General features: G+C 65.3%; 15 protein-coding genes. 10 read left to right on the top strand and 5 right to left on the bottom strand.

What is annotated here, in order from left to right; genetic code table 11:
- The first annotated feature begins 16 nt into the window (after positions 1-16).
- The 3 genes from mprF to A9762_RS18900 all read left to right on the top strand — a co-directional run bounded on the left by mprF (position 17) and on the right by A9762_RS18900 (position 6,325).
- Positions 17-2,833, top strand: coding sequence for a bifunctional lysylphosphatidylglycerol flippase/synthetase MprF (gene mprF, locus A9762_RS18910; protein WP_371443115.1), 2,817 nt, complete (start codon positions 17-19; stop codon positions 2,831-2,833).
- A 23-nt stretch (positions 2,834-2,856) separates the two neighbouring features.
- Positions 2,857-4,686, top strand: coding sequence for a virulence factor family protein (locus A9762_RS29110; protein WP_206093598.1), 1,830 nt, complete (start codon positions 2,857-2,859; stop codon positions 4,684-4,686).
- A gap of 331 nt (positions 4,687-5,017) precedes the next feature.
- Positions 5,018-6,325 (top strand): solute carrier family 23 protein, encoded by a 1,308-nt coding sequence (locus tag A9762_RS18900; protein WP_069343557.1) that lies wholly within the window; start codon positions 5,018-5,020, stop codon positions 6,323-6,325.
- A gap of 57 nt (positions 6,326-6,382) precedes the next feature.
- Here A9762_RS18900 and A9762_RS18895 read toward each other — a convergent pair whose 3' ends face one another.
- Positions 6,383-7,315: a LysR substrate-binding domain-containing protein gene (locus A9762_RS18895; protein ID WP_069343556.1), complete on the bottom strand. Its 933-nt coding sequence runs from the start codon at positions 7,313-7,315 to the stop codon at positions 6,383-6,385.
- Between the two features lie 479 nt (positions 7,316-7,794).
- Between A9762_RS18895 and A9762_RS18890 the strand changes: the two genes are divergently transcribed.
- From A9762_RS18890 to A9762_RS18875, 4 genes are all read left to right on the top strand, one after another.
- On the top strand, positions 7,795-9,459 hold the full coding sequence (locus A9762_RS18890) for a DEAD/DEAH box helicase (RefSeq protein ID WP_069343555.1): 1,665 nt from the start codon (positions 7,795-7,797) through the stop codon (positions 9,457-9,459).
- 332 nt (positions 9,460-9,791) lie between these two features.
- The gene (locus A9762_RS18885) at positions 9,792-10,754 is read left to right on the top strand and encodes a bile acid:sodium symporter family protein (RefSeq protein ID WP_069343554.1); all 963 of its coding nucleotides are present in this window, start codon (positions 9,792-9,794) and stop codon (positions 10,752-10,754) included.
- A gap of 289 nt (positions 10,755-11,043) precedes the next feature.
- The gene (locus tag A9762_RS18880; RefSeq protein ID WP_069343553.1) at positions 11,044-11,604 is read left to right on the top strand and encodes a carbonate dehydratase; all 561 of its coding nucleotides are present in this window, start codon (positions 11,044-11,046) and stop codon (positions 11,602-11,604) included.
- Between the two features lie 102 nt (positions 11,605-11,706).
- Positions 11,707-12,462, top strand: coding sequence for a peptidylprolyl isomerase (locus A9762_RS18875; RefSeq protein ID WP_069343552.1), 756 nt, complete (start codon positions 11,707-11,709; stop codon positions 12,460-12,462).
- Between the two features lie 176 nt (positions 12,463-12,638).
- On the opposite strand, the gene A9762_RS18870 is transcribed toward A9762_RS18875, so the two are convergent.
- The gene (locus tag A9762_RS18870; protein ID WP_069343551.1) at positions 12,639-13,436 is read right to left on the bottom strand and encodes a class I SAM-dependent methyltransferase; all 798 of its coding nucleotides are present in this window, start codon (positions 13,434-13,436) and stop codon (positions 12,639-12,641) included.
- A gap of 129 nt (positions 13,437-13,565) precedes the next feature.
- On the opposite strand from A9762_RS18870, the gene A9762_RS18865 reads away from it, so the two are divergent.
- Positions 13,566-14,474, top strand: coding sequence for a helix-turn-helix transcriptional regulator (locus tag A9762_RS18865; RefSeq protein ID WP_083254087.1), 909 nt, complete (start codon positions 13,566-13,568; stop codon positions 14,472-14,474).
- 98 nt (positions 14,475-14,572) lie between these two features.
- Here A9762_RS18865 and crcB read toward each other — a convergent pair whose 3' ends face one another.
- Complete coding sequence (gene crcB, locus A9762_RS18860; RefSeq protein ID WP_069343549.1) at positions 14,573-14,971, bottom strand: fluoride efflux transporter CrcB; 399 nt, start codon at positions 14,969-14,971, stop codon at positions 14,573-14,575.
- Between the two features lie 149 nt (positions 14,972-15,120).
- Positions 15,121-15,810, bottom strand: coding sequence for an orotate phosphoribosyltransferase (locus tag A9762_RS18855; RefSeq protein ID WP_039393823.1), 690 nt, complete (start codon positions 15,808-15,810; stop codon positions 15,121-15,123).
- 388 nt (positions 15,811-16,198) lie between these two features.
- Between A9762_RS18855 and A9762_RS18850 the strand changes: the two genes are divergently transcribed.
- Positions 16,199-17,455, top strand: coding sequence for an MFS transporter (locus A9762_RS18850; protein ID WP_069343548.1), 1,257 nt, complete (start codon positions 16,199-16,201; stop codon positions 17,453-17,455).
- 324 nt (positions 17,456-17,779) lie between these two features.
- On the top strand, positions 17,780-20,059 hold the full coding sequence (locus A9762_RS18845; protein ID WP_069343547.1) for an NADP-dependent malic enzyme: 2,280 nt from the start codon (positions 17,780-17,782) through the stop codon (positions 20,057-20,059).
- Positions 20,060-20,254: 195 nt separating this feature from the next.
- Here the strand turns inward: A9762_RS18845 and A9762_RS18840 are convergent, their stop codons facing one another.
- Entirely contained in the window at positions 20,255-23,821 is a 3,567-nt protein-coding gene (locus tag A9762_RS18840) for an indolepyruvate ferredoxin oxidoreductase family protein (protein WP_069343546.1), read from the bottom strand.
- Positions 23,822-23,919 lie beyond the last annotated feature (98 nt).

Genomic DNA, 23,919 nt, shown 5'->3' with positions numbered 1-23,919 from the left:
AAGGATCGACCGAAACATGACTGAACCGCCCCGTGCGCGCCCGAGCCGGCCCGCCGATAACGCTTCTTCTCTGGCCGTTTCCTCGACATCCACGGCCACCGCAGATCCCAGCGCTGTGGCGTCCGCCGCCGGCGGGGGCGACGGCAACCCGCCCGATACTTCCGGTACTCCTGGTATGCCCACCGGAGGCACCTCCGGCGCGTCTGATACGTCTCCCTCGTCCTCATCACCGCCATCACCCGTCGAGGCGGCCTGGCTCGCGCTCCCCGCACCCATTCGCCTGCTGCGGCGCTTCCCGTTAAGTGCGGCTCGCCCGTGGCTGATCGTCGCGGGTGTCCTCCTGCTCGGGTTGTTCGTTTTCGACGCGTTGCACCACATGCTGCGACACGTGCATTACGACAACGTGATCGCGGCCATCCACGACACACCGGTGACGCGGCTCGTGCTTGCCATGCTGGCAACGTTGGCGAGCTACGCGGCACTGACGGGCTACGACATCTCCGGCCTCGCGTTTGCCGGGGCCAAGGTCAAGCGCTCGACGGTCGTGCTGACGTCGTTCATCGCCTACGCGCTGGGCAACTCCGTTGGCCTAGGCGTGCTCACGGGCGGCACCGTGCGCATGCGGATGTACGCCGCCGCCGGGGTCGATGCCTCGAAGGTCGCGCAGGCGGTCGCGTTCAACGCCGGGGCGTTCGGCCTCGGCATGACGGTGTTCGGCTCGCTCGGGATGTTGTGGGGGGCGTCGCGCGTCTCGGCGCTGGTGCCGATTCCCGCGTGGATGCTGCAACTGTTCGCCCTGCTGCTGCTCGCGGGCACGGTGGCGTTCCTCGTGCTGTGCGCGCGCAAACGCACCGTGGCGATCTTCGGACGCTGGTCGATGCCGTTGCCGCCGCTACGGCTGGCCTTGCGCCAGTTGGTCATTTCCGCCGCCGATCTCGGTATGGCCGCCGCCGCCCTGTGGTGCCTGCTGCCCGCCGGCGTGGTCGACCTGCCGACCTTCGTCGTCTTCTATGCGATTGCGATGGCGCTCGGCGTGCTCAGCCACGTGCCGGGCGGCGTGGGCGTGTTCGAGGCGGTGATCCTGCTCGCAACGAACGGCCATGCGCCGATCAGTCAGGTCGCCGGTGCGCTGGTGCTCTATCGCGGCATCTACTACCTGCTGCCGCTGATGCTCGCCGCGTGCCTGCTGGCCGGTTTCGAGTTACGTCAGGGGCCCGCCGCCCCCATCGGACGCGCGGCCGTACGCCTCTTCCCCGGTCTGCTGGCGGCGCTCACGCTCGTCGCCGGTGTCATGCTGCTGATCTCCGGTGTGACGCCAGCCACGCGCGACGCCGAGGACTTCCTGCGCCGTCATGTGCCGTTGTTCCTCGTCGAGGTGTCGCACTTGCTGGGCAGTGTGGCGGGGTTGTCGATGCTGTTCCTGGCGCGCGGTCTGCTGCATCGGCTCGACGCCGCGTGGTGGGGCTCGCTGGCGTTGACCGTCATCGCGGCGGTGCTGGCCATCCCGAAGGGCATCGCCCTGTCGGAGCTGTTCGTGCTGGCTGTGCTCGCGACACTGTTGCTCGTCTCGCGCAAGCAGTTCGACCGACGCTCGTCGCTGTTCACGCAATCGTTCGAGCCGGGCTGGATCATTGCCGTGCTCTCGGTGCTGGGCGCGTGTACGTGGCTGATGTTCATGTCGTACCGGCGTGTCGGCTACGCGAATCAGCTCTGGTGGCAATTCACGTTCGATGGCGACGCGCCGCGCTCGATGCGTGCCTTGATGGTCGTCGCCGTGATCGGCCTTGGCCTCTCGTTGTGGCAGTTGCTGCGTCAGTCACCGGGCGCGATGGTGCCCGCCACCGAGGACGAACTGGCGCGCGCGAAGGCCATCGTGCGCAAACAACCCGCCGCCGATGCGTGCCTCGCGCTCATGGGCGACAAGAGCTTCCTGTTCTCGCCGTCGGGTAACGCCTTCATCATGTACGCGAAGCATCGCCGCTCGTGGGTGTCGCTCTCCGACCCGGTCGGCGATCAGAAGGAGTGGCCCGAGCTGATCTGGCGCTTCATCGAACTGGCCGACTCGCACGGTGGACGCGCGGCGTTCTACAAGACACGGCCACAGGCGTTGCCGCTCTATATCGACGCCGGGCTGCGCGCCTACAAGCTCGGCGAGGAGGCGTTCGTCTCGCTGCCGGATTTCGGTCTGCAAGGCTCGCGTCGCGCGAATCTGCGTCATGGCGTGACGCGCGGCGAACGCGAGGGCCTGACGCTGGAGATCGTGCCGCCCGAAGGCGTGGCACCGCATCTCGCGGAAATGCGACCGGTGTCGGAGGCTTGGCTGGCCCGGCAGCACACGCGCGAAAAGGGGTTCTCGCTGGGTGCGTTCGACGACACCTATGTCGCACGTCAGCCGGTGGCGCTCGTGCGTCGCGAGGGACGGCTCGTGGCGTTCGCCACGCTGATGTGTCCCGACGTGCAGCGCATCGAAGCGAGCATCGATCTGATGCGTCAGGTGCCCGATGCCCCGCCGGGCACGATGGACTTCCTGTTCGCGAAGCTGATGCTGCACTTCAAGGCGCAGGGGTATCAGCGTTTCGGCCTCGGCATGGCGCCGATGTCCGGCATGCAGACGCACCAGCTCGCGCCTCGCTGGCATCGCTTCGGCCGGATGATGTTTGCGCACGGCGCGCGGTTCTACAACTTCCGGGGGTTGCGCAGCTTCAAGGAGAAGTTCGATCCGCAATGGGAGACACGCTATCTGATGACGCCGGGCGGCATCGCACCGATGCTGACGCTCGCCGATGTGGCGTCGCTCGTCGGGGGCGGCTGGAAAGGGATGATTGCGAAATGATGCGCAACGCGAATGGAGTGACGATGGCAGAGGATGGACTGGCGGGCGGCAACGCGGGCGGTATTGAGGGCGGTGACCGGAGTGCAATGCCCCACGATGCCCATGCGGGACGTCAAAAGAGACTCACACGTGGGGTGCGGCATCTGACATGCCTGACACGCCTGACACGTGCGATGCTCTGTGCACTGATGCCCGCTACAGCGATCGCCATGACGCTGACGTCGCCCGTCGTGTTCGCACAGACGTCGCCATCGACACAGGCCCGCAGCAATCCCCTCAACGTACTGAAGCCCGCGCCGAAGGCGGGGCCGGTGGCACAGTCGTCCGCCGCCGATTCGAGCGTGCCTGCCCCGGTCATGCCGCAAGCGGCTGCGGCAGCGGCCGGTGCGGCAGCATTTCGCAGCGCGAGCGCCAGCGGTGGCAGCGCACCCGAGATCATGACGCACGGACGTTTCGAAAACGTCCCCATCTTCCGTCCGCAGGGCGAACCGAACGCCACGGTGCTGTTCTTCTCCGACGACGACGGCTGGACGCCACGCGCCGAGCGCATGGCCCGCGCGCTGGCCGACACCGGGGCGCTGGTGGCGGGCATCGATACCGCACGGCTCATGGCGAACTACACGAAGGACGATATCGCGTGCGTCTACGCGGCGGGCGATCTCGACAACTTCGGCCGATGGGTCGAGGCCGCCGTCAAACTGCCGGGCTACACGCCGCCGATTCTCGTGGGCGACGGGGTGGGCGGCACGTTCGCTTACGCGATGCTCGCGCAGGCGGGGAGCGACACGTTCTCGGGAGCGTTGTCGGTCGACTTCTGTCCGGTGCTGCCGATGTCGCGTCCGCTGTGTCAGGGTGAAGGCGTGCATTTCGGACGCGGCATCACGCACACCGCAGGCGGCGCGCCGATGCGTCTGCTGCCGGCCCCCGTCATGAGCGCCCCGTGGCTGGCGATGGGCGGCCCCGCAGCGGGTCCGGGCAGCCCCGGACGCGCCCCGCGCTGCTCCGACCACGTCGCCCAGGAGTTCGCCGCGCGTACACCGAATTCGAGCTGGCTCGTGGGCGGGCTGGCAGGCAGTCTCGGCGCGTTGGACGCCAGCGGCATCACCACGACGCCGGGGGCGGCGTCCACACCGGTGCTGGCCGATTGGGTGACGCAGTACAAGAATGCGTTCCGGCGGCTGAATGCCCATCACGTGGCCGGTACGGCGCGCCCGCCCGCCGCGGTTGCCGATCTGCCGGTGATCGAGGTGCCCGCGACAGGCAAACCGGCCGCGAATCTGGCCGACACCTTCGCGATCCTGCTCTCGGGCGACGGCGGCTGGGCCGGACTCGACCGCGACGTCGCCGGCGCGCTGGCGGCGCATGGGATTCCCGTCGTGGGTGTCGATTCGCTGCGCTACTTCTGGTCGGCTCGCACGCCGGCGTCGGGCGCGTTGGACATCGATCGTCTCATGCGCTTTTACCAGACCCGCTGGAACAAGAAGCGCGCGATTCTGATCGGCTACTCGCAAGGCGCAGACGTGTTGCCGTTCATGGTCAACCGGCTGCCGCCCGTCGCGCGCGATCGCGTGGGGTTGCTCGTGCTGATGGGGCTCGGCCAGAAGGCCGACTTCGAATTCCGCATGACCAACTGGGTGATGTCGAGCCAGAACGGGCTGCCGATCCGGCCTGAAGTGGAGCGGCTGCCCGACGGCATGGCGATGTGCGTCTACGGCGCGGACGAGGACGACAGCAATTGCCCGGGGCTCGATCCCAAGCGCGTGCAGATCGTGAAGATGCCCGGCGGTCATCATTTCGACGGCAACTACACCGGGCTGGCCGACCTGATTCTTCAAGGACTCGCCAAGCGCTGACCTCACGGGGGCCGTCGTCCGGCGGCCTTGCGTGACGCACGGTGGCTCGGGTCGAGGTCGTCGCCGTGGCCCGAGACCCGCGACACCCCCCCACGACAGGCCCGCCGGCCGGGCCGCCGACGTCGCTGTCGTGCCGGGCCAACGTCTCAGGTAGCCGATATTTCTCGCCTTGCCTTCCGTGCGGGCGCTCCGTACACTGCGGCCAGTTTTTCCCATCGCCCGCGTACCCGATCGCGTACCTGCCGGGTACCCGGCCATGCCCCCGGCGAGGCGATGCGGACCTCACACACCCATTCCACGATACGGCACGACAGACAGGAGAAGATCGAACATGTCAGAGGGTTACTTCCCGAAGTGGCAGCAACAGGACACCGCCTCAGGGCGCGTGATCGCGCCCGATGAGCGTCTGGCGTGGCCGCAAACCATCGCGATGGGCGTGCAGCACGTGGTCGCCATGTTCGGCTCGACCGTGCTGGCCCCGCTGCTCATGGGCTTCGATCCGAACCTCGCGATCTTCATGTCGGGGATCGGCACGCTGCTGTTCTTCGTGCTCGTCGGCGGGCGCGTGCCCAGCTATCTCGGGTCCAGCTTTGCGTTCATCGGCCTGGTCATTTCGGTGACGGGCTATGCAGGCAGCGGCCCGAACATGAACATCCCCGTTGCCCTCGGCGGGATCATTGCCTGCGGCGTGCTTTACGCCGTCATCGGGCTGATCGTGATGGTCGTCGGCACGCGCTGGATTGAAGCGCTCATGCCGCCGGTCGTGACGGGCGCGGTCGTGGCCGTCATCGGTCTGAACCTCGCGCCGGTGGCGGTGAAGGGCGTGTCCGCCACGAGCTTCGACACGTGGATGGCGCTCGCCACGGTGCTGTGCGTCGGCCTCGTGGCCGTGTTCGCGCGCGGCATGGTGCAGCGTCTGCTGATTCTCGTGGGGCTGCTGCTGGCCTACGTGCTGTACGCCGTGCTGACGAACGGCATGGGGCTGGGCAAGCCCATCGACTTCGCCGTCGTGGCGAACGCCGCATGGTTCGGCCTGCCGCATTTCGCCGCCCCCGTGTTCAAGCCGGAAGCGATGGTGCTGCTCGCGCCCATCGCCATCATTCTGGTGGCCGAGAATCTGGGGCACATCAAGGCGGTGAGCGCCATGACGGGTCAGAACCTCGACCGCTACATGGGACGCGCCTTCCTGGGCGACGGGCTGGCGACCATCGTGTCGGGCAGCGTCGGTGGCACGGGCGTGACGACGTATGCGGAAAACATCGGTGTGATGGCCGTCACCAAGATCTACTCGACACTGGTGTTCGCGGTCGCCGCCGTGCTCGCGCTCGTGCTGGGCTTCTCGCCGAAGTTCGGCGCGATCATCCAGACGATTCCGGGGCCGGTGCTGGGCGGCGTGTCGATCGTCGTGTTCGGTCTGATCACGGTCGCCGGCGCGCGCATCTGGGTGCAGAACAAGGTGGACTTCTCGGATAACCGCAACCTGATCGTGGCGGCCGTCACGCTGGTGCTGGGTGCCGGTGACTTCACGCTGAAGTTCGGCAACTTCTCGCTCGGTGGTATCGGTTGCGCAACGTTCGGTGCGATCATTCTTTACGCGTTGCTGCGTGGACGCGGCGCGTCGCGCCCGGCGGCGATGTAACGGTAGTGCGCTAGCGTGGCAGTGCGGTAGCGCTGCACGATCGGAACGGCACGACGATTACGTCGTGCCGTTTTCGTTTGTGGCGGCGGTGTTGCCCGCCTCGGCAGGAGAGGCCTGCAAACGTTCCAGGAGTTGTCGGGCGTAGACGGGCAGTGCGTCGCGCTCGCGCACGCACAACACGAGGGTGCGCAGTGCCCACGGATCGACGAGCGGTACGATGCCGATCCCCAGGGTGGCAGCCGAGCGCCGGGCGGCGCTCAGCGGGACGATGCCCAGCGCGGCACCGGCGGCGACCGCGCGACACAGGCTGTCGAAGTCGCGCAGACGCAGGCGGTACCGCAGCGGACGTCCCGCACGCTTGGCGTGCCCGTCGAGATGTTCGGCTAGCGCGCTTTGCTCGGGCAAGCCGATGAACTCCGCGTCGAGCACGTCGACGAACGCGACGTCGTCGCGCGCGGCCAGCGCGTGGCCCGGCGGCGTAACGATTACCAGCCTGTCCTGCCGGAACGGCACCGTCTCCAGTCCCGTCAATTCGATCCAGTCGGACACCACACCGATGTCGGCCGCGCCTTCGAGCACCGCCTGAACGACGGCGGGGCTCGTCTGTTCGCGCAGCGCAATCTCCACATTCGGATGCTCGGCGAGAAACGCACCGAGCAGATCGGGGAGGAATTCGGACATGGCAACCGTATTGGATGCAATGCGCACGTTGCCCTTGAGGCCTGCGGCGTATTCGCCGAGTTCGCCGCGTAGCTGCTCGATCTGTGCGAGAACGCGGCGAGCATGAGCGAGGAGGGCGCGGCCTGCGGGCGTGGGAATGACGCCTTGGCGATGGCGCATGAACAGCGCGACGCCCAACGTATCTTCGAGGCCACGAATGCGCGCGCTCGCAGAGGCCAGCGTCAGATGCGCACGCTCGGCGCCGCCCGTGATGCTGCCGGCTTCGGCGACCAGCAGGCATAGACGCAAATCGGTCAGGTCGAATTTCACGGCATCGTCTCGTGGGTGGGAACGCATCGCGCAGGCACGGTTCTGCGGGCGCGGTGTCGGGGCAACGGCGTCAGTGTAACGACTTGCGACGGGCGTGCGATGCCCGCGTGCCGGTTCGCGCGACGGCGCCCGACATTCCACGTAAGAAAACGCGGCGATTTGCGTGAACGGCTACGTAGTTGTCTGAAATATCGGGTCGCGAATGGCACCTTGCCGCGAGGTGAGGCGCAATGGCGACTGACTTGGGAAAGGGCGCATGGTAAACTACGCGCTTTCAAGACACGGCCGTACCCGCGACGGTCTTGCCCGCCAAGCCGCAGAGTTTCATTCGCCGGCGGGTTGTCTTGCAGGCGTCTTCAGACGCATCGCCCGGATGAGCGCGATGCGCGTCGCACGCCCGACGCGGGCATTCCATCAAGAACAAACAACATCGATACGCGCGGGGACACACATCGTGGAGTCCGCGCATTGGTCTTTATATGTCTTTTGAAACGCTCGGCCTCTCGGCCGACATCCTGCGTGCGGTAGCCGATCTCGGTTACACGCAGCCGACTCCGATTCAACTGCAAGCGATTCCGGCCGTCCTGCAAGGCGGCGATCTTCTCGCCGGTGCCCAGACCGGGACCGGTAAGACGGCGGGCTTTACGCTGCCGATTCTGCAAATGCTCTCGTCGCGAGCACGTCCGGCCGCCGCCAACGGCAAGCGTCCCGTGCGTGCGCTCGTGCTCACGCCGACGCGCGAGCTGGCCGCACAGGTCGAGGAAAGCGTCACGCAATACGGCAAGTATTTGCGTCTCACCTCCATGACCGTGTTCGGCGGCGTGTCGATGGTGCCGCAGGTCAAGCAACTCTCGCGCGGCGTCGACATTCTCGTCGCCACGCCGGGACGTTTGCTCGACCATATGCAGCAGAAGACCGTCGATCTGTCGGGCGTCGAGATTCTCGTGCTCGACGAAGCGGATCGCATGCTCGACATGGGCTTCATTCGCGACATCCGACGGGTGTTGGCGGCGCTGCCCGCGAAACGTCAGAACCTGCTGTTCTCAGCCACGTTCTCCGACGAAATCAAGCAACTCGCCGACGGCCTGCTTAAGTCGCCCGCGCTGATCGAAGTCGCGCGTCGCAACACGACGGCCGAGACCGTCGCGCAGAAGATTCACCCGGTCGATCGCGATCGCAAGCGCGAACTGCTCGAACATCTCGTGCGCGAGCACAACTGGTTCCAGGTGCTCGTGTTCACGCGCACCAAGCACGGTGCGAACCGTCTGGCGGAACAACTCACGAAGGGCGGCATTCCTGCGCTGGCGATTCACGGCAACAAGAGTCAGGGCGCACGCACGCGCGCGCTCGCCGAGTTCAAGAGCGGCACGCTGCAAGTGCTGGTCGCGACCGATATCGCCGCGCGCGGCATCGACATCGACCAGTTGCCGCACGTGGTGAACTTCGATCTGCCGGAAGTCGCGGAAGACTATGTGCACCGTATCGGCCGCACGGGCCGCGCTGGCGCGAACGGGGAAGCCGTCTCGCTCGTGTGCGTGGACGAACATCTGCTGCTCCAGCAGATCGAGCGTCTCATCAAGCGCACCATCGACCGTGAAGTGATTCCGGGCTTCGAGCCGGATCCGCATGCGGTGGCGCAGCCGATTCGCAAGAATCAGCAAGGCAATGGCCGTGGCGCGGGTGGTGGTCGTGGTGGTCGCAATGGCGGCGGCGGGGCACAAGACGCCCGTCAACCGGCCCGTGCACCGCGCGAATCGCGTGACGGTGGCCGTGCGCCGCGTCAGGGTGGTGAGGCGAAGCCGCCGAAGCCACGCCTCGAAGGCGAACGCGGTGGCCGTCAGGGTGGCGGTGGGAATGGTGGCAACGGTGCCAATGGTGGTAATGGCATCAACGTCGGCAATGTCGGGACCAGCCAGCGTCAGCCGGCCAAACGTCAGGGCGGGCAGGGCGATTCGCAACGCGCGCCGGCCCGCACGTCGCAGGGCTCGGGTGCGCCGCGTCAGGGACAAGGCGCACAGAACACCGGACGCGGGCAGGGTGGCGGCGGTGGCGAGCGTGGTGACTTCGGTCAGCGCGGCGCGAGGCCGGCTCGCCGCGACGGTGCCGGCGGTGCCCTGCTGATGGGCAAATCGAAGCGCGACTAAGCGCTTCGCCGAGGTATCGACGATGTGCACGCGGCTCAACATTCCGATGAATTTGAGCCGCGGCATGGGACTGCGCGAAGCCGCAAAGCGACTTCGCGATGGCGGTCAACATCATGCCGCATGCGGCGACACGTGCCACGACACCGGTCATGACACCGGTCGCAACGTCAGCCCGCACATCTGCGGCCATTCGTGCGACGACGTGTGCCACGGTTCATCTGGCGATACGTGCGGTTCACCTTCGACGGCCGCCCAGCGTGCCTCCGGGTCGACCCTGACGGGCGGTCTGCGCAAAATAAGTAAAATATTAACTTTTTGCGCCCGAGACTCTCATGATCGCCCGTGTCACCCGGCTGTTCCCCTTGTGGGCTGCGCTGCTGTCCGTCTTTGCCTTCTTTTCGCCCGGCAGCTTCACCGGCATTACGCCGCACGTCACGGCGCTGCTCACCGTGGTGATGTTCGCGATGGGCGTCACGCTCACGTTCGACGACTTCAAGCGGGTGCTCACCCGTCCCGCCCCCATCGTTGCGGGTGTGGTGCTGCACTATCTGGTCATGCCGCTGGCCGCCTGGATCATTGCACGCGTGCTGCACATGCCCCCCGACTTGACTGCGGGCATGGTGCTTGTGGGCAGCGTAGCGAGCGGCACGGCGTCGAACGTCATGATCTATCTCGCCCGAGGCGACGTGGCCCTTTCGGTCACGATCAGTGCCATGTCGACACTCGTCGGCGTGTTGGCGACGCCGTTGCTCACGCGTCTGTACGTCGATGCCTCGATTACGGTGGACGTCGAGGGCATGTTGTTGTCGATCCTTCAGATCGTGGCGCTGCCGATCGGTGCCGGTCTGCTCATCAATCACTTCTTCGGCCGTTTGGTGCGTGCCATCGAAGGTATTCTCCCGCTGGTCTCGATGGTCGCCATCGTGCTGATCATCGGCGCTGTGGTCGGCGCCAACCAGAGCAACATTGCCACCGTGGGTCCCCTGGTCATGGTCGGTGTGATTCTGCACAACGGACTGGGGCTGGCCGGTGGTTACTGGGGCGGCCGTCTGCTGGGCTTCGACGAATCGATCTGCCGCACGCTGGCGATCGAAGTCGGCATGCAGAACTCGGGCCTTGCCGCCACGCTCGGCAAGATCTACTTCACGCCGCTGGCCGCGTTGCCGGGCGCACTCTTCTCCGTTTGGCACAATCTGTCGGGCTCGCTGCTTGCGGGCTACTGGCGTGGTCGCCCGACGGGCACGGCCAACGACGCGAACGCATCGCAAGCGTCGGCAACGCGTCCCACGCACTGAGTTTTTCCCGTGTCGCACACCCTTGTGTGCGACACGCAACGGGTGTCCGCACCGTCATCGCGGGCATTTGCCTTTCTGTCTCCCATCGCCTAAAACATCGATATACCGTTCGCAGCGGTGGGAGAGTCTGCCTCACGGCGCCCGTCCGTGTTCCCTTTCCCCCGCTCGCCCACAGGGCGTATTCCGACGTGACCAGCATCGGCACGAACGTGTCGCGTACCCATCGGGTGCGCGAGACGCTTTGTGACGTGGTCCGGCGTACGAGCGAGCGGTCTGGAGTTACTCAAGCATGTTGCGAAAGAATCCGCGCGGGGATTATCCCGTGGTGCACGAGACCTCGTTTGTCGATCCCACGGCCATTTTGTGCGGCCAGATCATCGTCGGCGAGAACGTCTTCATCGGGCCTTATGCGGTGCTGCGCGCCGACGAGGTCGATGAGCACGGCAAGATGGAGCCGATCGTGATCGGCGCCAATTCCAACATTCAGGACGGGGTCGTGATCCATTCGAAAGACGGCGCACGCGTTTCCATCGGCGAGAACACGTCCATCGCCCATCGATCCATCGTGCATGGACCGTGTGTCATCGGTAACAACGTCTTCATCGGCTTCAACTCGGTGCTGTTCAACTGCGTCGTGCACGACGGCGTTGTGGTACGGCACAACAGCGTGGTCGACGGGCGCGATATTCCCGAGAATTTTTATATTCCCTCGACCACACACATCAGCCGCGAGACCGATCTCGCGACCATCCCGAAGGTCACTGTCGATGCGCGTGAGTTCTCCGAGTCGGTGAGCCGCACGAACGTGCAGCTCGCGCGCGCCTATCGGCGTATTCAGAACGCGTTCTGACGAAGGCATGTCCGCTCGCCGTTGCCACTTCGACGAAGTTGCCGGCGGGCCTCATGAAGCGCATGAACGCTGTGACCGTGAACGTTTTTGGTGGAGTCCGTCATGTCTTTGCGTGTCAACGGTATTGTCATCGACGCACGCCGCGTCGCCGATGAGATCGATCAACATCGGGACGCGGTCGACCCGGAAGCCGCAGCGCAGCGTGCGCTCGTGAGCCGTGAGTTGTTGCGGCAGCGGGCGCGCGATCTGCGTCTGCTGGCGGAGGACGAAGGCGAGAGCGACGACGCCGTCGTCGACGCGCTGTTCACGCGAGATGTGCAGGTGCGGCGTCCGTCGGAGGCGGAGTGCCGCGCCTATTTTCACGATCACGCCGGACAGTTCCGCATCGGCGACAAGGTGCAGGCCAGTCACATCCTGTTCGCGTTGTCTGCCGGCGCACCGGTCTCCAGCACGCTGGGACGTGCGCAATCGGCGCTCGATGCCGTGCTCGCCGAGCCGTCGTCGTTTGAAACGGTGGCGCAGACGATGTCGGATTGCCCATCCGCACGCGACGGCGGCAGTCTCGGCATGCTCGCGCGCGGCAGCGGGGCGCCGGAGTTCGAGCTGGTGCTGTTCTGCGGCGACCGGCTCGGGGTGCTGCCCAGACTCGTCAACACGCGTTACGGTTTCCATGTCGTGCGGATCGAGCGGCGTGTGAAAGGGCGTATGCCGCCGTTCGAGCGCGTGGCCGATCGCATCGCCGCGCAGTTGTACGAGCAGGCGCGTGCGCGGGCACTGCGTCACTACGTAGCCCTGCTGGCCGATGCCGCCGAGATCAGCGGTGCGAACGACAGTGAGGGGCCGATACGCGTGCAGTAGTCGCGCGAGCGCCGATCACTCGCATCTCCCGATGTGCCATGCATGAAGGGCGCTGCCTGAAGACGACGGATGACGTCGATTCAGGCAGCGCCCTTTGTCGTTCGGCGACTGGGCATCGATGCTCGTCGTTGCCGTACCGGCGAATGGTGGTGGCGACGATAGCGGCCCAACCCAGATTAACCGGCGATCAGTTCGAGCGTGACCGTGTCGAGCGTGAACGAGCCGTCGTCCTGAATCCGGAAGTGTTCGCGCACGCTGTCGGCCATCGCTGTCTGCAATGCGCGAATGGCGACCTGCATCGACTCCGGTGTGCGCATGCGTGTCGTCCACGTCTTGAAGTCGAGTTCGAGCGTACGCGGCGTGACCGACGCCGCCGAGAATCCCGCGCCTGCGGCCATCGTCAGCCATTCGCCGGTCGAGTAGTCGCGCACGTGGGACGTGTCGCGCAGCACCTCTACCGCTTGGAGGTAGGTGTCGAACAAGGGTTGCCCGGTGGAGGCGACGTCGCAGATCGCCACGCGTCCGCCCGGTTTGAGCACGCGGCGCATCTCGCGCAGCGCGGCACCCACGTCGGCCCAGTGATGGGCGCTGTAACGGCTGAAGACGAGATCGAAGCTCGCATCGTCGAACGGCAGCGATTCGGCCGCACCGAGTTGCGTGTCGATGTTCTTCAAGCCGCGCTTGGCCGCTTCGCCGGCGACCACACCGAGCATGTCCGCCGAGAGGTCGTAAGCCACCACGCGTGCCACGTGAGGCGCAGTGAAGAAACTGACGTGGCCCGCGCCACAGCCGAGATCGAGGACCTGAGCGCGCGCGTGCGCACGTGCGATGCTGGCAAGCTGCTCCAGATCTGCGCCCTGCGCGTGGTTGGCGCTCGTCAGATAGGCGGACGCCTGCGGGCCGAACTGGCCGGTGACGACGGCGTTGTGCGAGTCGTGGGAAGGCGTGGCTGTGGTTCGGCGAGTGTCGCTCACGGGCGTCTCCTTCGTATGTGGGGCGGAACGTTGATGGTGAATTTGCCGGTGTCGAGGACTTGCGCGACATCGATGAGTGTCACGATAATGGCTCATCAATACCGGTACAAGTTGCCTATTTATCCTGGTATGAAAACTACCCCCATACCCTCACATGCTCATCCTGTGCAGCATCCTACTCCGCCGGGCGAGTCCGGATCGCATGCGGACGACGCGCGTCAGCGTCGTGCACTCGGCGATTTCCTGCGCGCGCACCGCGAGCGCCTGACGCCTGCGGCCGTCGGCTTGCCGCCGATGGGACGCCGCCGCACGCCGGGGCTACGTCGCGAGGAGGTGGCGCAGTTATGCGGGTTGTCGTCGACCTGGTACACGTGGATCGAGCAGGCGCGGGAGGTGTCGATTTCGGCGGGGGCGCTGGCCGCCGTCGCCAGTGCGTTGCGTCTCTCGCGCGCAGAGCGTGCGTATCTGTTCGATCTCGCGGGCAAGCGCGATCCGGAGCGCGGCGCGGAACCGCTGCCGCATCACGCCGCCGCGCAGGTGCAGGCCGCGGTGGCGGCCGTGGCCGCGCCTGCCTACGCGCTGGACCGTTGCTGGGATGTGCTGGCATGGAACGATGCCGCCGCCGACATCTTCCGCGGGTGGCTCGACGTGTCCGATGCCTCCGGGGAATCGGACGTATCTGGCGCGACCGGTGCCACCGGCACCATCGGCACGAAGAACCTGTTGCGCTACATCTTTCTCGATGCCGCTGCACGGACGCTGATTCAGGATTGGGAGAGTCGCGCGCGACGCGTCGTGGCCGAGTTCCGCGCCGAGTGCAGCGCGTATCTGGACGACACACCCGTGCGGGCGCTGACCGATGCCTTGCAGCGAGAGAGTCCGGTATTCGCGGCGCTCTGGTCGCAGCAGGATGTTGTCGAGCGTGAAGGCGGGCGGCGCGGTTTTCATCATCCCGAGCGGGGCGACATCGACTTCGCGCAGGTCACGTTCCGGTTGTCGGGGCACGACGACGTGAAGCTGGTCATGCTGCTCGCCTGAGGCGTCGTGCACGCCTCGTCGATCCCCCGTCCCTCATCGTTCGCGTGTGTTCTTTCTTCTTCGTACTCGTCAGCCTTGTCTGCTGATTCGCCGCCCGCTTACACCGCCGGGCGCAGCCAGTGCACCAGCAAGGTGGCCGTGGCCATGCCGAGCAGCGTCATGATGAGCGAGCCGCCCACGTGCACGATCACGATCAGCGACGCCGCGCCGAACTGGCCTTCGCGCAGCAATTCGGTGACTTCGGCGGAAAACGTGGAGAAGGTGGTGAGGCCACCGAGGAACCCCGTCACGACGAACAGCCGCCATTCGACCGGTATCGACGGAATGTGGCTGAATAGCGCGACGGCAACGCCGATGAGGTAGCCGCCGCCGAGATTCGCGGCGAGGGTGCCGAGGGGAAGCGTAGGCAGGATGGCGTTGAGTTGTACGCTCAGCGCCCAGCGCAGTAACGCACCGAGTGCGGCGCCGATGCTGATGGCAACGACCGAAGCCAGCATGGGGGTTCCCTCCCGGAGATGAGAAATCGCCAATTCGTCGTACGAAGCATGGCGGGCCCGCAAAAAAAACGGCCAGCCGGGTTAGGGGCTGACCGTTCTCGCCTCTCAAGCGAATACTACGCGCGTTGCCATTCGTATGGCCAAAGAACTTAGTCCTTCGGGAACGACGTGGCGCCGCCGTGCGCGCCCGACCACTCGGCCGGTGCGTGCAGGAATTTCTCGACTTCGTCCAGCGTCTTCGTGTCGAAGTGGTTCTGCTGCTTGGCCACGCGCAGCACGTCCCACCACGTGGCGAGCGAGTGCAGCTCCACGTCGATGTCCTTCAGCACCTGACGGCTTTCCGGGAAGATGTCGTAGTGGAACACCACGAACACGTGGTTCACCTTCGCACCGGCTTCACGCAGGGCCTTGCAGAAGTTGATCTTGCTGCGGCCGTCGGTCGTCAGATCTTCGACGAGCAGCACGCGAGAGCCTTCCGGCAGATCGCCTTCGATCTGTGCGTTGCGGCCGAAACCCTTCGGCTTTTTGCGCACGTACTGCATCGGCAGCATCAGCTTGTCGGCGATCCAGGCAGCGAACGGGATCCCTGCGGTTTCACCGCCGGCGACCGTGTCGAACTGCTCGCAACCCACGTCCTGAATGATGACGGCCTCAGCGAAGTCCATCAGCGTACGACGCACGCGCGGGTACGAGATCAGCTTGCGGCAGTCGGTGTAGACCGGGCTGGCCCAGCCCGAGGTGAAGATGTACGGCTTCTCGGCGTTGAAATGCACCGCGCCCACTTCGAGCAGGATCTTTGCGGTGATGTCGGAAATCGCCTGGCGGTCGATGCCAATCATGATGCGGTTCCTTAGCGTAGCTGCCCGCCGTGCGGCGTGCAGCCAGGAGTCATGGGTGAGTCAGCGGCATACCGTGCGACGCGTGCGTGAGGCAAACCCATCACTGTGCGCGGCAAAAACACCTGCTGAGGCGGCGGGCGGCACGTCTTGCGACGACTCGCCTGCGCTTAAACGCGAATTATGCCACAAGTTTCAGCAGATGCGAGGTCAATTATGCACTGAGCGTACATTTCTCGATGGATGAGTACGCGCGGTGTGCGCGCACGGCGCATATGAAAAAATGGCAACGATAGATGAATCCAAAAAAAGAGACAGTTGCCGAGCCTTTATGACAGGCATACACTCTCGCCGAAATTCAGACCCGATCAGACGCCATCCACACGCCACCATGCCTCACGACTCTTCGCCTTCCCTTGCCACACCGGCAGCTTCGGCCCCTGCCGCCGCGAAGCACGACCACGCTTATGCGAACCGCGCCCTGTGGGCCTCGGCTGTCGGCTACGCCATGGACGGCTTCGACCTGCTGATTCTCGGCTTCATCCTGCCGGCGATCGCTGCCGATCTGGCGCTCTCCAGCGCCCAGTCGGGTGCACTGGTGACGTGGACGCTTATCGGCGCGGTCGTCGGCGGCATTGTCTTCGGCATGCTGTCGGACCGCTTCGGCCGCGTGCGCGTGCTGTCGTGGACGATTCTGCTGTTCGCGGTCTTCACCGGTCTGTGCTCGCTGGCGCAGGGCTACTGGGATCTGCTGGCGTACCGCACGATCGCCGGTATCGGTCTGGGCGGCGAGTTCGGCATCGGCATGGCGCTTGCGGCGGAAGCCTGCGCGCCGGAGCGCCGGGCGCGCGCGTCGTCGTTCGTGGGGCTGGGCTGGCAGGCGGGCGTGCTCGCCGCTGCGCTGCTCACGCCGTTGCTGCTGCCGGTGATCGGCTGGCGCGGCATGTTCGCCGTCGGACTGCTGCCGGCGGTGGTGTCCTTCATCATGCGCCGCACGCTCGGCGAGCCGGAGATGTTCCTCGCGCAGCAGCAACAACCGCGTGAGCACGCCCCGCTCAAGCTGCTGGTCAAGGACTGCGCCACCACGCGCGCCAGTCTCGGTGTGGCGATTCTGTGCTCGGTGCAGAACTTCGGCTATTACGGCCTGATGATCTGGATGCCCTCGTATCTGTCGAAGACGTTCGGCTACTCGCTGACCAAGTCGGCCATGTGGACGGCAGTGACGGTCCTCGGCATGGCGTTCGGCATCTGGTTGTTCGGCCGTCTGGCGGATCGCTTCGGCCGTCGCCCCACGTTCATCGGCTATCAGATCGGTGCGGTCGTGATGGTGTTCGTCTATGCGCAGCTTCAGTCGCAGTTCTCGCTGCTGATCGGTGGCGCGGTGATGGGCATGTTCGTGAACGGCATGATCGGCGGCTATGGTGCGCTGATTTCGGAGCTGTATCCGACGGCGGCCCGTGCAACGGCGCAAAACGTGCTGTTCAACATCGGTCGTGCCGTGGGCGGTTTCGGACCGCTGACGGTCGGTGCGCTGGCTGCGGCGTTCTCGTTCAAGATCGCGCTCGTCTTCCTTGCCGGTATTTACGTCCTCGACATTCTGGCCACGCTGTTCCTGATTCCGGAGCGTCGCGGCGAGGCGTTGCAGTAAGACAATTTACGTATTGCGCTGCACGCGTCGCCCTGCTGCGCGTGCAGCATCAAGGTTTCATCGCAGGGTGTACACTTTGCGTCCTGCGGTGCACACCGGCCACTGTCAGTCCCCCGGTCAGGCGCGCGTGAGCGCGGCTTTCAGGACCGGGGAAGCGATGGTCATCACGCCATCGCGCTGAGAAGAACCCCGTCGACGACACAATCGTCGAATCCCTCCGGTTGGCTTCTTCCCCCCGCCGTGATCCGTCAAAAGACGGTCGAGCCCGCCCGCACCCCCATGCGGCACTGGCCCGGCCGTCGCCAAGTCATTAGGTATCGAGATATGGATGAACAACTGAAGCAAAGCGCCCTGGCGTACCACGAGAACCCGCGTCCGGGCAAAATCTCGGTCACGCCGACCAAGCCGCTGTCGAACCAGATCGACCTGTCCCTGGCTTACTCCCCCGGCGTGGCTTACGCCTGCGAAGCCATCGCAGAAGATCCGCTCGCGGCCAACCGCTACACGTCGCGCAGCAACCTCGTCGGCGTGATCACCAACGGCACCGCCGTGCTGGGTCTGGGCAACATCGGCCCGCTCGCCGCCAAGCCGGTCATGGAAGGCAAGGGCTGCCTGTTCAAGAAGTTCGCCGGTATCGACGTGTTCGACATCGAACTCGCCGAGCACGACCCGGACAAGCTGGTCGAAGCCATCGCCATGCTCGAGCCCACGCTCGGCGGCATCAACCTCGAAGACATCAAGGCGCCCGAGTGCTTCTACATCGAGAAGAAGCTGCGTGAGCGCATGAAGATTCCGGTCTTCCACGACGATCAGCACGGTACCGCCATCATCGCCTCGGCCGCTATCCTCAACGGCCTGAAGGTCGTCGGCAAGGATATCGGCAAGGTGAAGCTGGTGTGCTCGGGCGCCGGCGCTGCCGCGATCGCCTGTCTGGACCTGCTCGTGAATCTCGGCCTCAAGAAGGAGAACATTCTCGTTCTCGACTCGAAGGGCGTGATCCACACGGGCCGCGACAAGCTCGACGAGAGCAAGGCGCGCTACGCCGTGGCGACCGAAGCCCGTACGCTGGCCGATGCCAGCAACGGCGCCGACGTGTTCCTCGGCTGCTCGACCGCCGGCGTGTTGACCGCCGACATGGTCAAGACGATGGGCACGAAGCCGCTGATTCTGGCGCTCGCCAACCCGGAACCGGAAATTCGCCCGGAAATCGCCAAGGCGGCGCGTCCGGACTGCATCATCGCGACCGGCCGTTCGGACTACCCGAACCAGGTCAACAACGTGCTGTGCTTCCCGTTCATCTTCCGTGGCGCGCTCGACGTGGGCGCCACCACCATCACGGAAGAAATGAAGCTCGCCACCGTGCGCGCTATCGCCGAACTGGCGCAAGAAGAAGAGCAGAGCGAAGAAGTCGCGCGCGCCTATGAAGGCCAGTCGCTCGAATTCGGCCCGGAATACATCATTCCGAAGCCGTTCGATCCGCGTCTGATCATCAAGATCGCACCGGCCGTGGCACAAGCTGCCATGGACTCGGGCGTGGCCACGCGTCCGATCAAGGACATGGACGCCTACCGCGAAGAACTCGGCACGACCGTGTACCGCACCGGCTTCATCATGCGCCCGGTCTTCGCTGCCGCGCGTGCGCGCTTCGGTAGCGACGCCGCCCGTATCGTGTTCGCCGAAGGCGAAGACGAGCGCGTGCTGCGCGCCGCCCAGTTCGTGCTGGCCGAGCGTATTGCCAAGCCGATCATCATCGGTCGTCCGGCCGTGGTGGAAATGCGTCTGCAAAAGATCGGCTCGAAGCTCAAGCCGGGCGTCGATTTCGAAGTCGTGAATCCGGAAGACGACACGCGCTATCAGCGCTGCTGGCAGGCGTATCACAACCTTGGCGCGCGTCACGGCGTGACGCCGGAAGTCGCCAAGGCCGCCATGCGGAAGGACAACACGCTGATCGGGGCGATCCTCGTGCATCTGGGCGAAGCCGACGGCATGATCTGCGGCATGATCGATACGTACCATCGCCATCTGGATGTGGTCGATCAGGTGCTCGGTCGCGCTGCCGGTGTCGAGAACTACGCGGCGATGAACCTGTTGATGCTGGAGAAGCGCAACCTGTTCATCAGCGACACGTACGTCAACGAAGTGCCGACGTCGGAGCAACTCGCCGAGATGACCGTGCTGGCCGCGAAGGAAATCGAGCGTTTCGGCATCGCCCCGAAGGTGGCGCTGCTGTCGAACTCGAACTTCGGTAGCGTGAAGTCGGCATCGGCCCAGCGTATGGCGCATGCCGCCGAACTGCTCGCCGAACGTGCTCCGCAACTGGAAGTCGACGGCGAAATGCACGGCGACGCGGCCCTGTCGGAGACGATCCGTCGTGCGGCCTATCCGGCATCGCGTCTGTCCGGCGAAGCGAACCTGCTCGTCATGCCGAACGTGGAAGCGGCGAACATCACGTACAACCTGCTCAAGATGACGGGCGGCGAAGGCGTGACGGTCGGCCCGTTCCTGCTCGGCTGCGCCAAGCCGGTTCACATCCTGACGCCGGCTGCGACCGTGCGCCGTATCATCAACATGACGGCCGTCGCTGCGGCGAACGTCACGCGTTGATGCCCGGGCGGATGCGCCTGAGGGGCTCGGCCCCGAGGCGCGCATCCGCCGCAAGCGCATAAAAAAATCCCGCCGTACGCTTGCGCGTCGGCGGGATTTTCTTTGGGCGAGGGCTTGGCTTCGACGGTCTTAAGTCACCCGGCCGTGAAGCCGTCGCCCCGAGTCACGCTGCGGATCAGGCCGCATTAGGCCGCATCAAGCAGCAACACGGTGCGAACCGCCGTCGCGGAACTGCGCAAGCAACTTCGTCCACTTGATGCGCGTGGCCGCGACGTTCTGCTCCTTCACGTGGCCATAGCCGCGCATCTCCTGCGGCAGTTCGGCGAGTTGCACGGCGAGCGACAGATTGTGCTCGTTCAGATGCGTCACCAGCTCCGTCACCAGCGCTTCGTACTCACCGATCAGCGCACGTTCCATACGACGCTCTTCCGTGCGACCGAAGATGTCGAACGCGCCACCGCGCAGGCCCTTGAACTTCGCGAGCACACCGAACGCCTTCATCATCCACGGGCCATAGGCCTTCTTGATGAGATGTCCCTTGTCGTCGTGCTTGGCGAGCGACGGCGGCGCCAGATGGAAGCGCAGCGAGAAGTTGCCTTCGAACTGCTCGTTGATCTTCTTCATGAACGCCGGGTCGGTGTACAGACGGGCCACTTCATACTCGTCCTTGTACGCCATGAGCTTGTACAGCGCACGCGCGACGGCTTCGGTCAGCGGCATGTGCGAGGCGTCGTTCGGTAGGGCCGATTCGGCAGCGCGCACCCGATCCACCGTCTGCTTGAAGCGCTCGGCGTAGGCGCGATCCTGATACGCCACGAGCTGGTCGTAGCGACGCTGGATCAGCGTGTCGAGCGCGCGCGGCGAATGCAGCGTGATGAGCTTGCCACCCGTGGCCGACGATTCCGGCGCTTCGTTCTGCTGTGCGAGCTTGCGCACGGTCGCGAGATCGTGGGCTGCACGACGTCCCCATTCGAACGCCTGCTTGTTCTTCTCGATGGCCACGCCGTTGAGTTCGATGGCGCGCACCAGCGCAGCGTACGACAGCGGCACCCAGCCCTTCTGCCAGGCGTAGCCCAGCACGAACGGGTTCGTGTAGATGGTGTCGCCGAGCAGGCGCAGCGCGAGATGATTGGCGTCGACGAAATCGACGTTGTCACCGGCAGCCGCACGGATATCGTTCTCCGTGCTCGAACCGGGGAAGCGCCAGTTCGGGTTGCGGATGAACTCGGCCGTCGGCGTATGCGCGCTGTTTACGACGAGGTTCGTCACGCCGTGCTGCACGCGCGAGAGCGTGTCGTCGCTGGCCGTGGTGATGGCGTCGCAGCCGATCACGACGCGGGCGTCGCCCATGGCGATACGCGTGGCGTGAATGTCCTCCGGTTGCAGCGCGATCTGCACGTGGCTCGTCACTGCGCCACCCTTCTGCGCGAGACCGGTCACGTCGAGCGTGGTGACGCCCTTGTTCTCCAGGTGCGCCGCCATGCCGAGCAGACCGCCGATCGTGACCACCCCCGTACCGCCCACACCCGTCACCAGAATGCCGTACGGACGCGCGATCGCCGGGAGCGCCGGTTCGGGCAACGGCGGCAGGCCGCTGCTGTCGACCTGCGCCGTCTTCGGCTTGCGAAGCTGCCCGCCTTCCACCGTCACGAAGCTCGGGCAGAAGCCGTTCAGGCACGAGAAGTCCTTGTTGCACGTCGACTGGTTGATCTGACGCTTCGTGCCGAATTCCGTCTCCAGCGGCTCGACCGACAGACAGTTCGACTTCACCGAGCAGTCGCCGCAGCCTTCGCAGACCGACTCGTTGATGACCACGCGCTTGGCCGGGTCCGGGTATGCGCCGCGTTTGCGGCGGCGGCGCTTCTCGGTCGCGCACGTCTGGTCGTAGATCAGGATCGTCGTGCCCTTCACCAGACGCAGTTCGCGCTGCACGCGGTCGAGTTCGCTGCGGTGATAGATGGGAACGTCGCCGACGAGCTTCACGCCGTCGTATTTCTCCGGCTCATCCGTCACGATGACGATCTTCTCGGCGCCTTCGGCGTCGACCTGCGCCACGATCTGCGGCACGGTGAGCGTGCCGTCGACCGGCTGGCCGCCGGTCATGGCGACCGCATCGTTGTACAGGATCTTGTAGGTGATGTTGACCTTCGCCGAGATCGCCGCGCGAATCGCGAGCAGGCCCGAGTGGAAGTATGTGCCGTCGCCGAGGTTCGCGAAGATGTGTTCGTCGCACGAGAACGGCGCCTGACCGATCCAGGGCACGCCTTCACCGCCCATCTGCGAGAAGGTGTCGGTCTTGCGGTCCATCCACACGGTCATATAGTGACAGCCGATGCCCGCGATGGCGCGCGAGCCTTCGGGCACGTTGGTCGACGTGTTGTGCGGGCAGCCTGAGCAGAACCACGGCTTGCGTTCGGCCGCGACGCGCGGCTTGGCGAGCGCTTGTTCCTTGGCTTCGATCACGCGCAGGCGCGTCGCAATGCGATCGCGCACGTCGCTCGGCAGCTCGAACTTTTCCAGTCGCGTGGCAATGGCCTTGGCGATCAGCGCGGGCGAGAGTTCGTAGTGGGCAGGCAGGAGCCAGTTGGCCATCGGCACCGACCATTCGCCGCCGGCGCCATCCTTTTCGTCGAACTTGCCGTACACGCGCGGACGCACGTCGTCGCGCCAGTTGTACAGCTCTTCCTTGATCTGGTATTCGAGGATCTGACGCTTTTCCTCGACCACCAGAATTTCCTGAAGCCCTTGTGCGAACGCGCGCGCACCCTGCGCTTCGAGCGGCCACACGCAACCCACTTTGTAGAGGCGGATGCCGATGCGCTGGCACGTGGCGTCGTCCAGCCCGAGGTCGGCAAGCGCCTGACAGACGTCGAGATACGCCTTGCCGCCGGTCATGATGCCGAAGCGGGCGTTGGGCGAATCGATCGTCACGCGGTCGAGCTTGTTGGCGCGCACGTAGGCAAGACCGGCGTACCACTTGTGGTCGATCATGCGCGCTTCCTGCACCAGCGGCGGATCGGGCCAGCGGATGTTCAGGCCGTCGGGCGGCATGATGAAGTCTTCCGGCAGGCGGATGTCGACGTTATGCGGATCGATCAGCACGGAGGCCGACGATTCGACGACATCCGTCACGCACTTCATGGAGACCCACAGGCCCGAGTAGCGGCTCATCGCCCAGCCGTGCAGGCCGTAATCGAGGTACTCCTGCACGTTCGACGGGAACAGCACGGGAATGCCGGCCGCCTTGAAAACGTGTTCGGACTGATGCGCGAGCGTCGAGGATTTGGCGGCGTGGTCGTCGCCGGCGAGCACCAGCACGCCGCCATGTTTGGACGAACCTGCCGAGTTGCCATGCTTGAGCACGTCCATCGAGCGGTCGACGCCCGGGCCCTTGCCGTACCACATGGAGAACACGCCATCGAATTTGGCGGGATACAGATTGACCTGCTGCGAGCCCCACACGGCGGTGGCGGCGAGGTCTTCGTTCAGACCCGGCTGGAAGACGATGTTATGGCTGGCGAGGTGCTGCTTGGCCTTCCATAGCGAGAGATCCAGACCGCCGAGCGGCGAGCCGCGATAGCCCGAGATGTAACCGGCGGTGTTGAGCCCGGCCGCGGCGTCGCGTGCCTGCTGCAACATCGGTAGTCGGACCAGGGCCTGGATGCCGCTCATGTAAGCGCGACCGCGCTCGAGCGTGTACTTGTCGTCGAGCGTGACCGATTCTAGTGCGGCCAGCAAACTCGGGTTGACGGGGGCGTTCATGGGGTGTGCTCCTCACTCTCACTGATTTTGGGATCGCCAAAAATTTCCTGCCCCTCCCGCTCTCGTGAAGCAGGACGGCAGCGTGAATGCCGGCCTTT

It is taken from the genome of Pandoraea sp. ISTKB, assembly GCF_001721285.1.
Taxonomy (GTDB): domain Bacteria; phylum Pseudomonadota; class Gammaproteobacteria; order Burkholderiales; family Burkholderiaceae; genus Pandoraea; species Pandoraea capi.
Note: the sequence above shows the minus strand (reverse complement) of the source record. Positions and strands in the feature narration are given on the sequence as shown.

Coding starts and splice junctions, on each gene's coding strand:
- mprF (WP_371443115.1), top strand. CDS start 17: ATGACTGAACCGCCCCGTGCGCGCCCGAGCCGGCCCGCCGATAACGCT.
- A9762_RS29110 (WP_206093598.1), top strand. CDS start 2,857: ATGGCAGAGGATGGACTGGCGGGCGGCAACGCGGGCGGTATTGAGGGC.
- A9762_RS18900 (WP_069343557.1), top strand. CDS start 5,018: ATGTCAGAGGGTTACTTCCCGAAGTGGCAGCAACAGGACACCGCCTCA.
- A9762_RS18890 (WP_069343555.1), top strand. CDS start 7,795: ATGTCTTTTGAAACGCTCGGCCTCTCGGCCGACATCCTGCGTGCGGTA.
- A9762_RS18885 (WP_069343554.1), top strand. CDS start 9,792: ATGATCGCCCGTGTCACCCGGCTGTTCCCCTTGTGGGCTGCGCTGCTG.
- A9762_RS18880 (WP_069343553.1), top strand. CDS start 11,044: ATGTTGCGAAAGAATCCGCGCGGGGATTATCCCGTGGTGCACGAGACC.
- A9762_RS18875 (WP_069343552.1), top strand. CDS start 11,707: ATGTCTTTGCGTGTCAACGGTATTGTCATCGACGCACGCCGCGTCGCC.
- A9762_RS18865 (WP_083254087.1), top strand. CDS start 13,566: ATGAAAACTACCCCCATACCCTCACATGCTCATCCTGTGCAGCATCCT.
- crcB (WP_069343549.1), bottom strand. CDS start 14,971: ATGCTGGCTTCGGTCGTTGCCATCAGCATCGGCGCCGCACTCGGTGCG.
- A9762_RS18855 (WP_039393823.1), bottom strand. CDS start 15,810: ATGATTGGCATCGACCGCCAGGCGATTTCCGACATCACCGCAAAGATC.
- A9762_RS18850 (WP_069343548.1), top strand. CDS start 16,199: ATGCCTCACGACTCTTCGCCTTCCCTTGCCACACCGGCAGCTTCGGCC.
- A9762_RS18845 (WP_069343547.1), top strand. CDS start 17,780: ATGGATGAACAACTGAAGCAAAGCGCCCTGGCGTACCACGAGAACCCG.
- A9762_RS18840 (WP_069343546.1), bottom strand. CDS start 23,821: ATGAACGCCCCCGTCAACCCGAGTTTGCTGGCCGCACTAGAATCGGTC.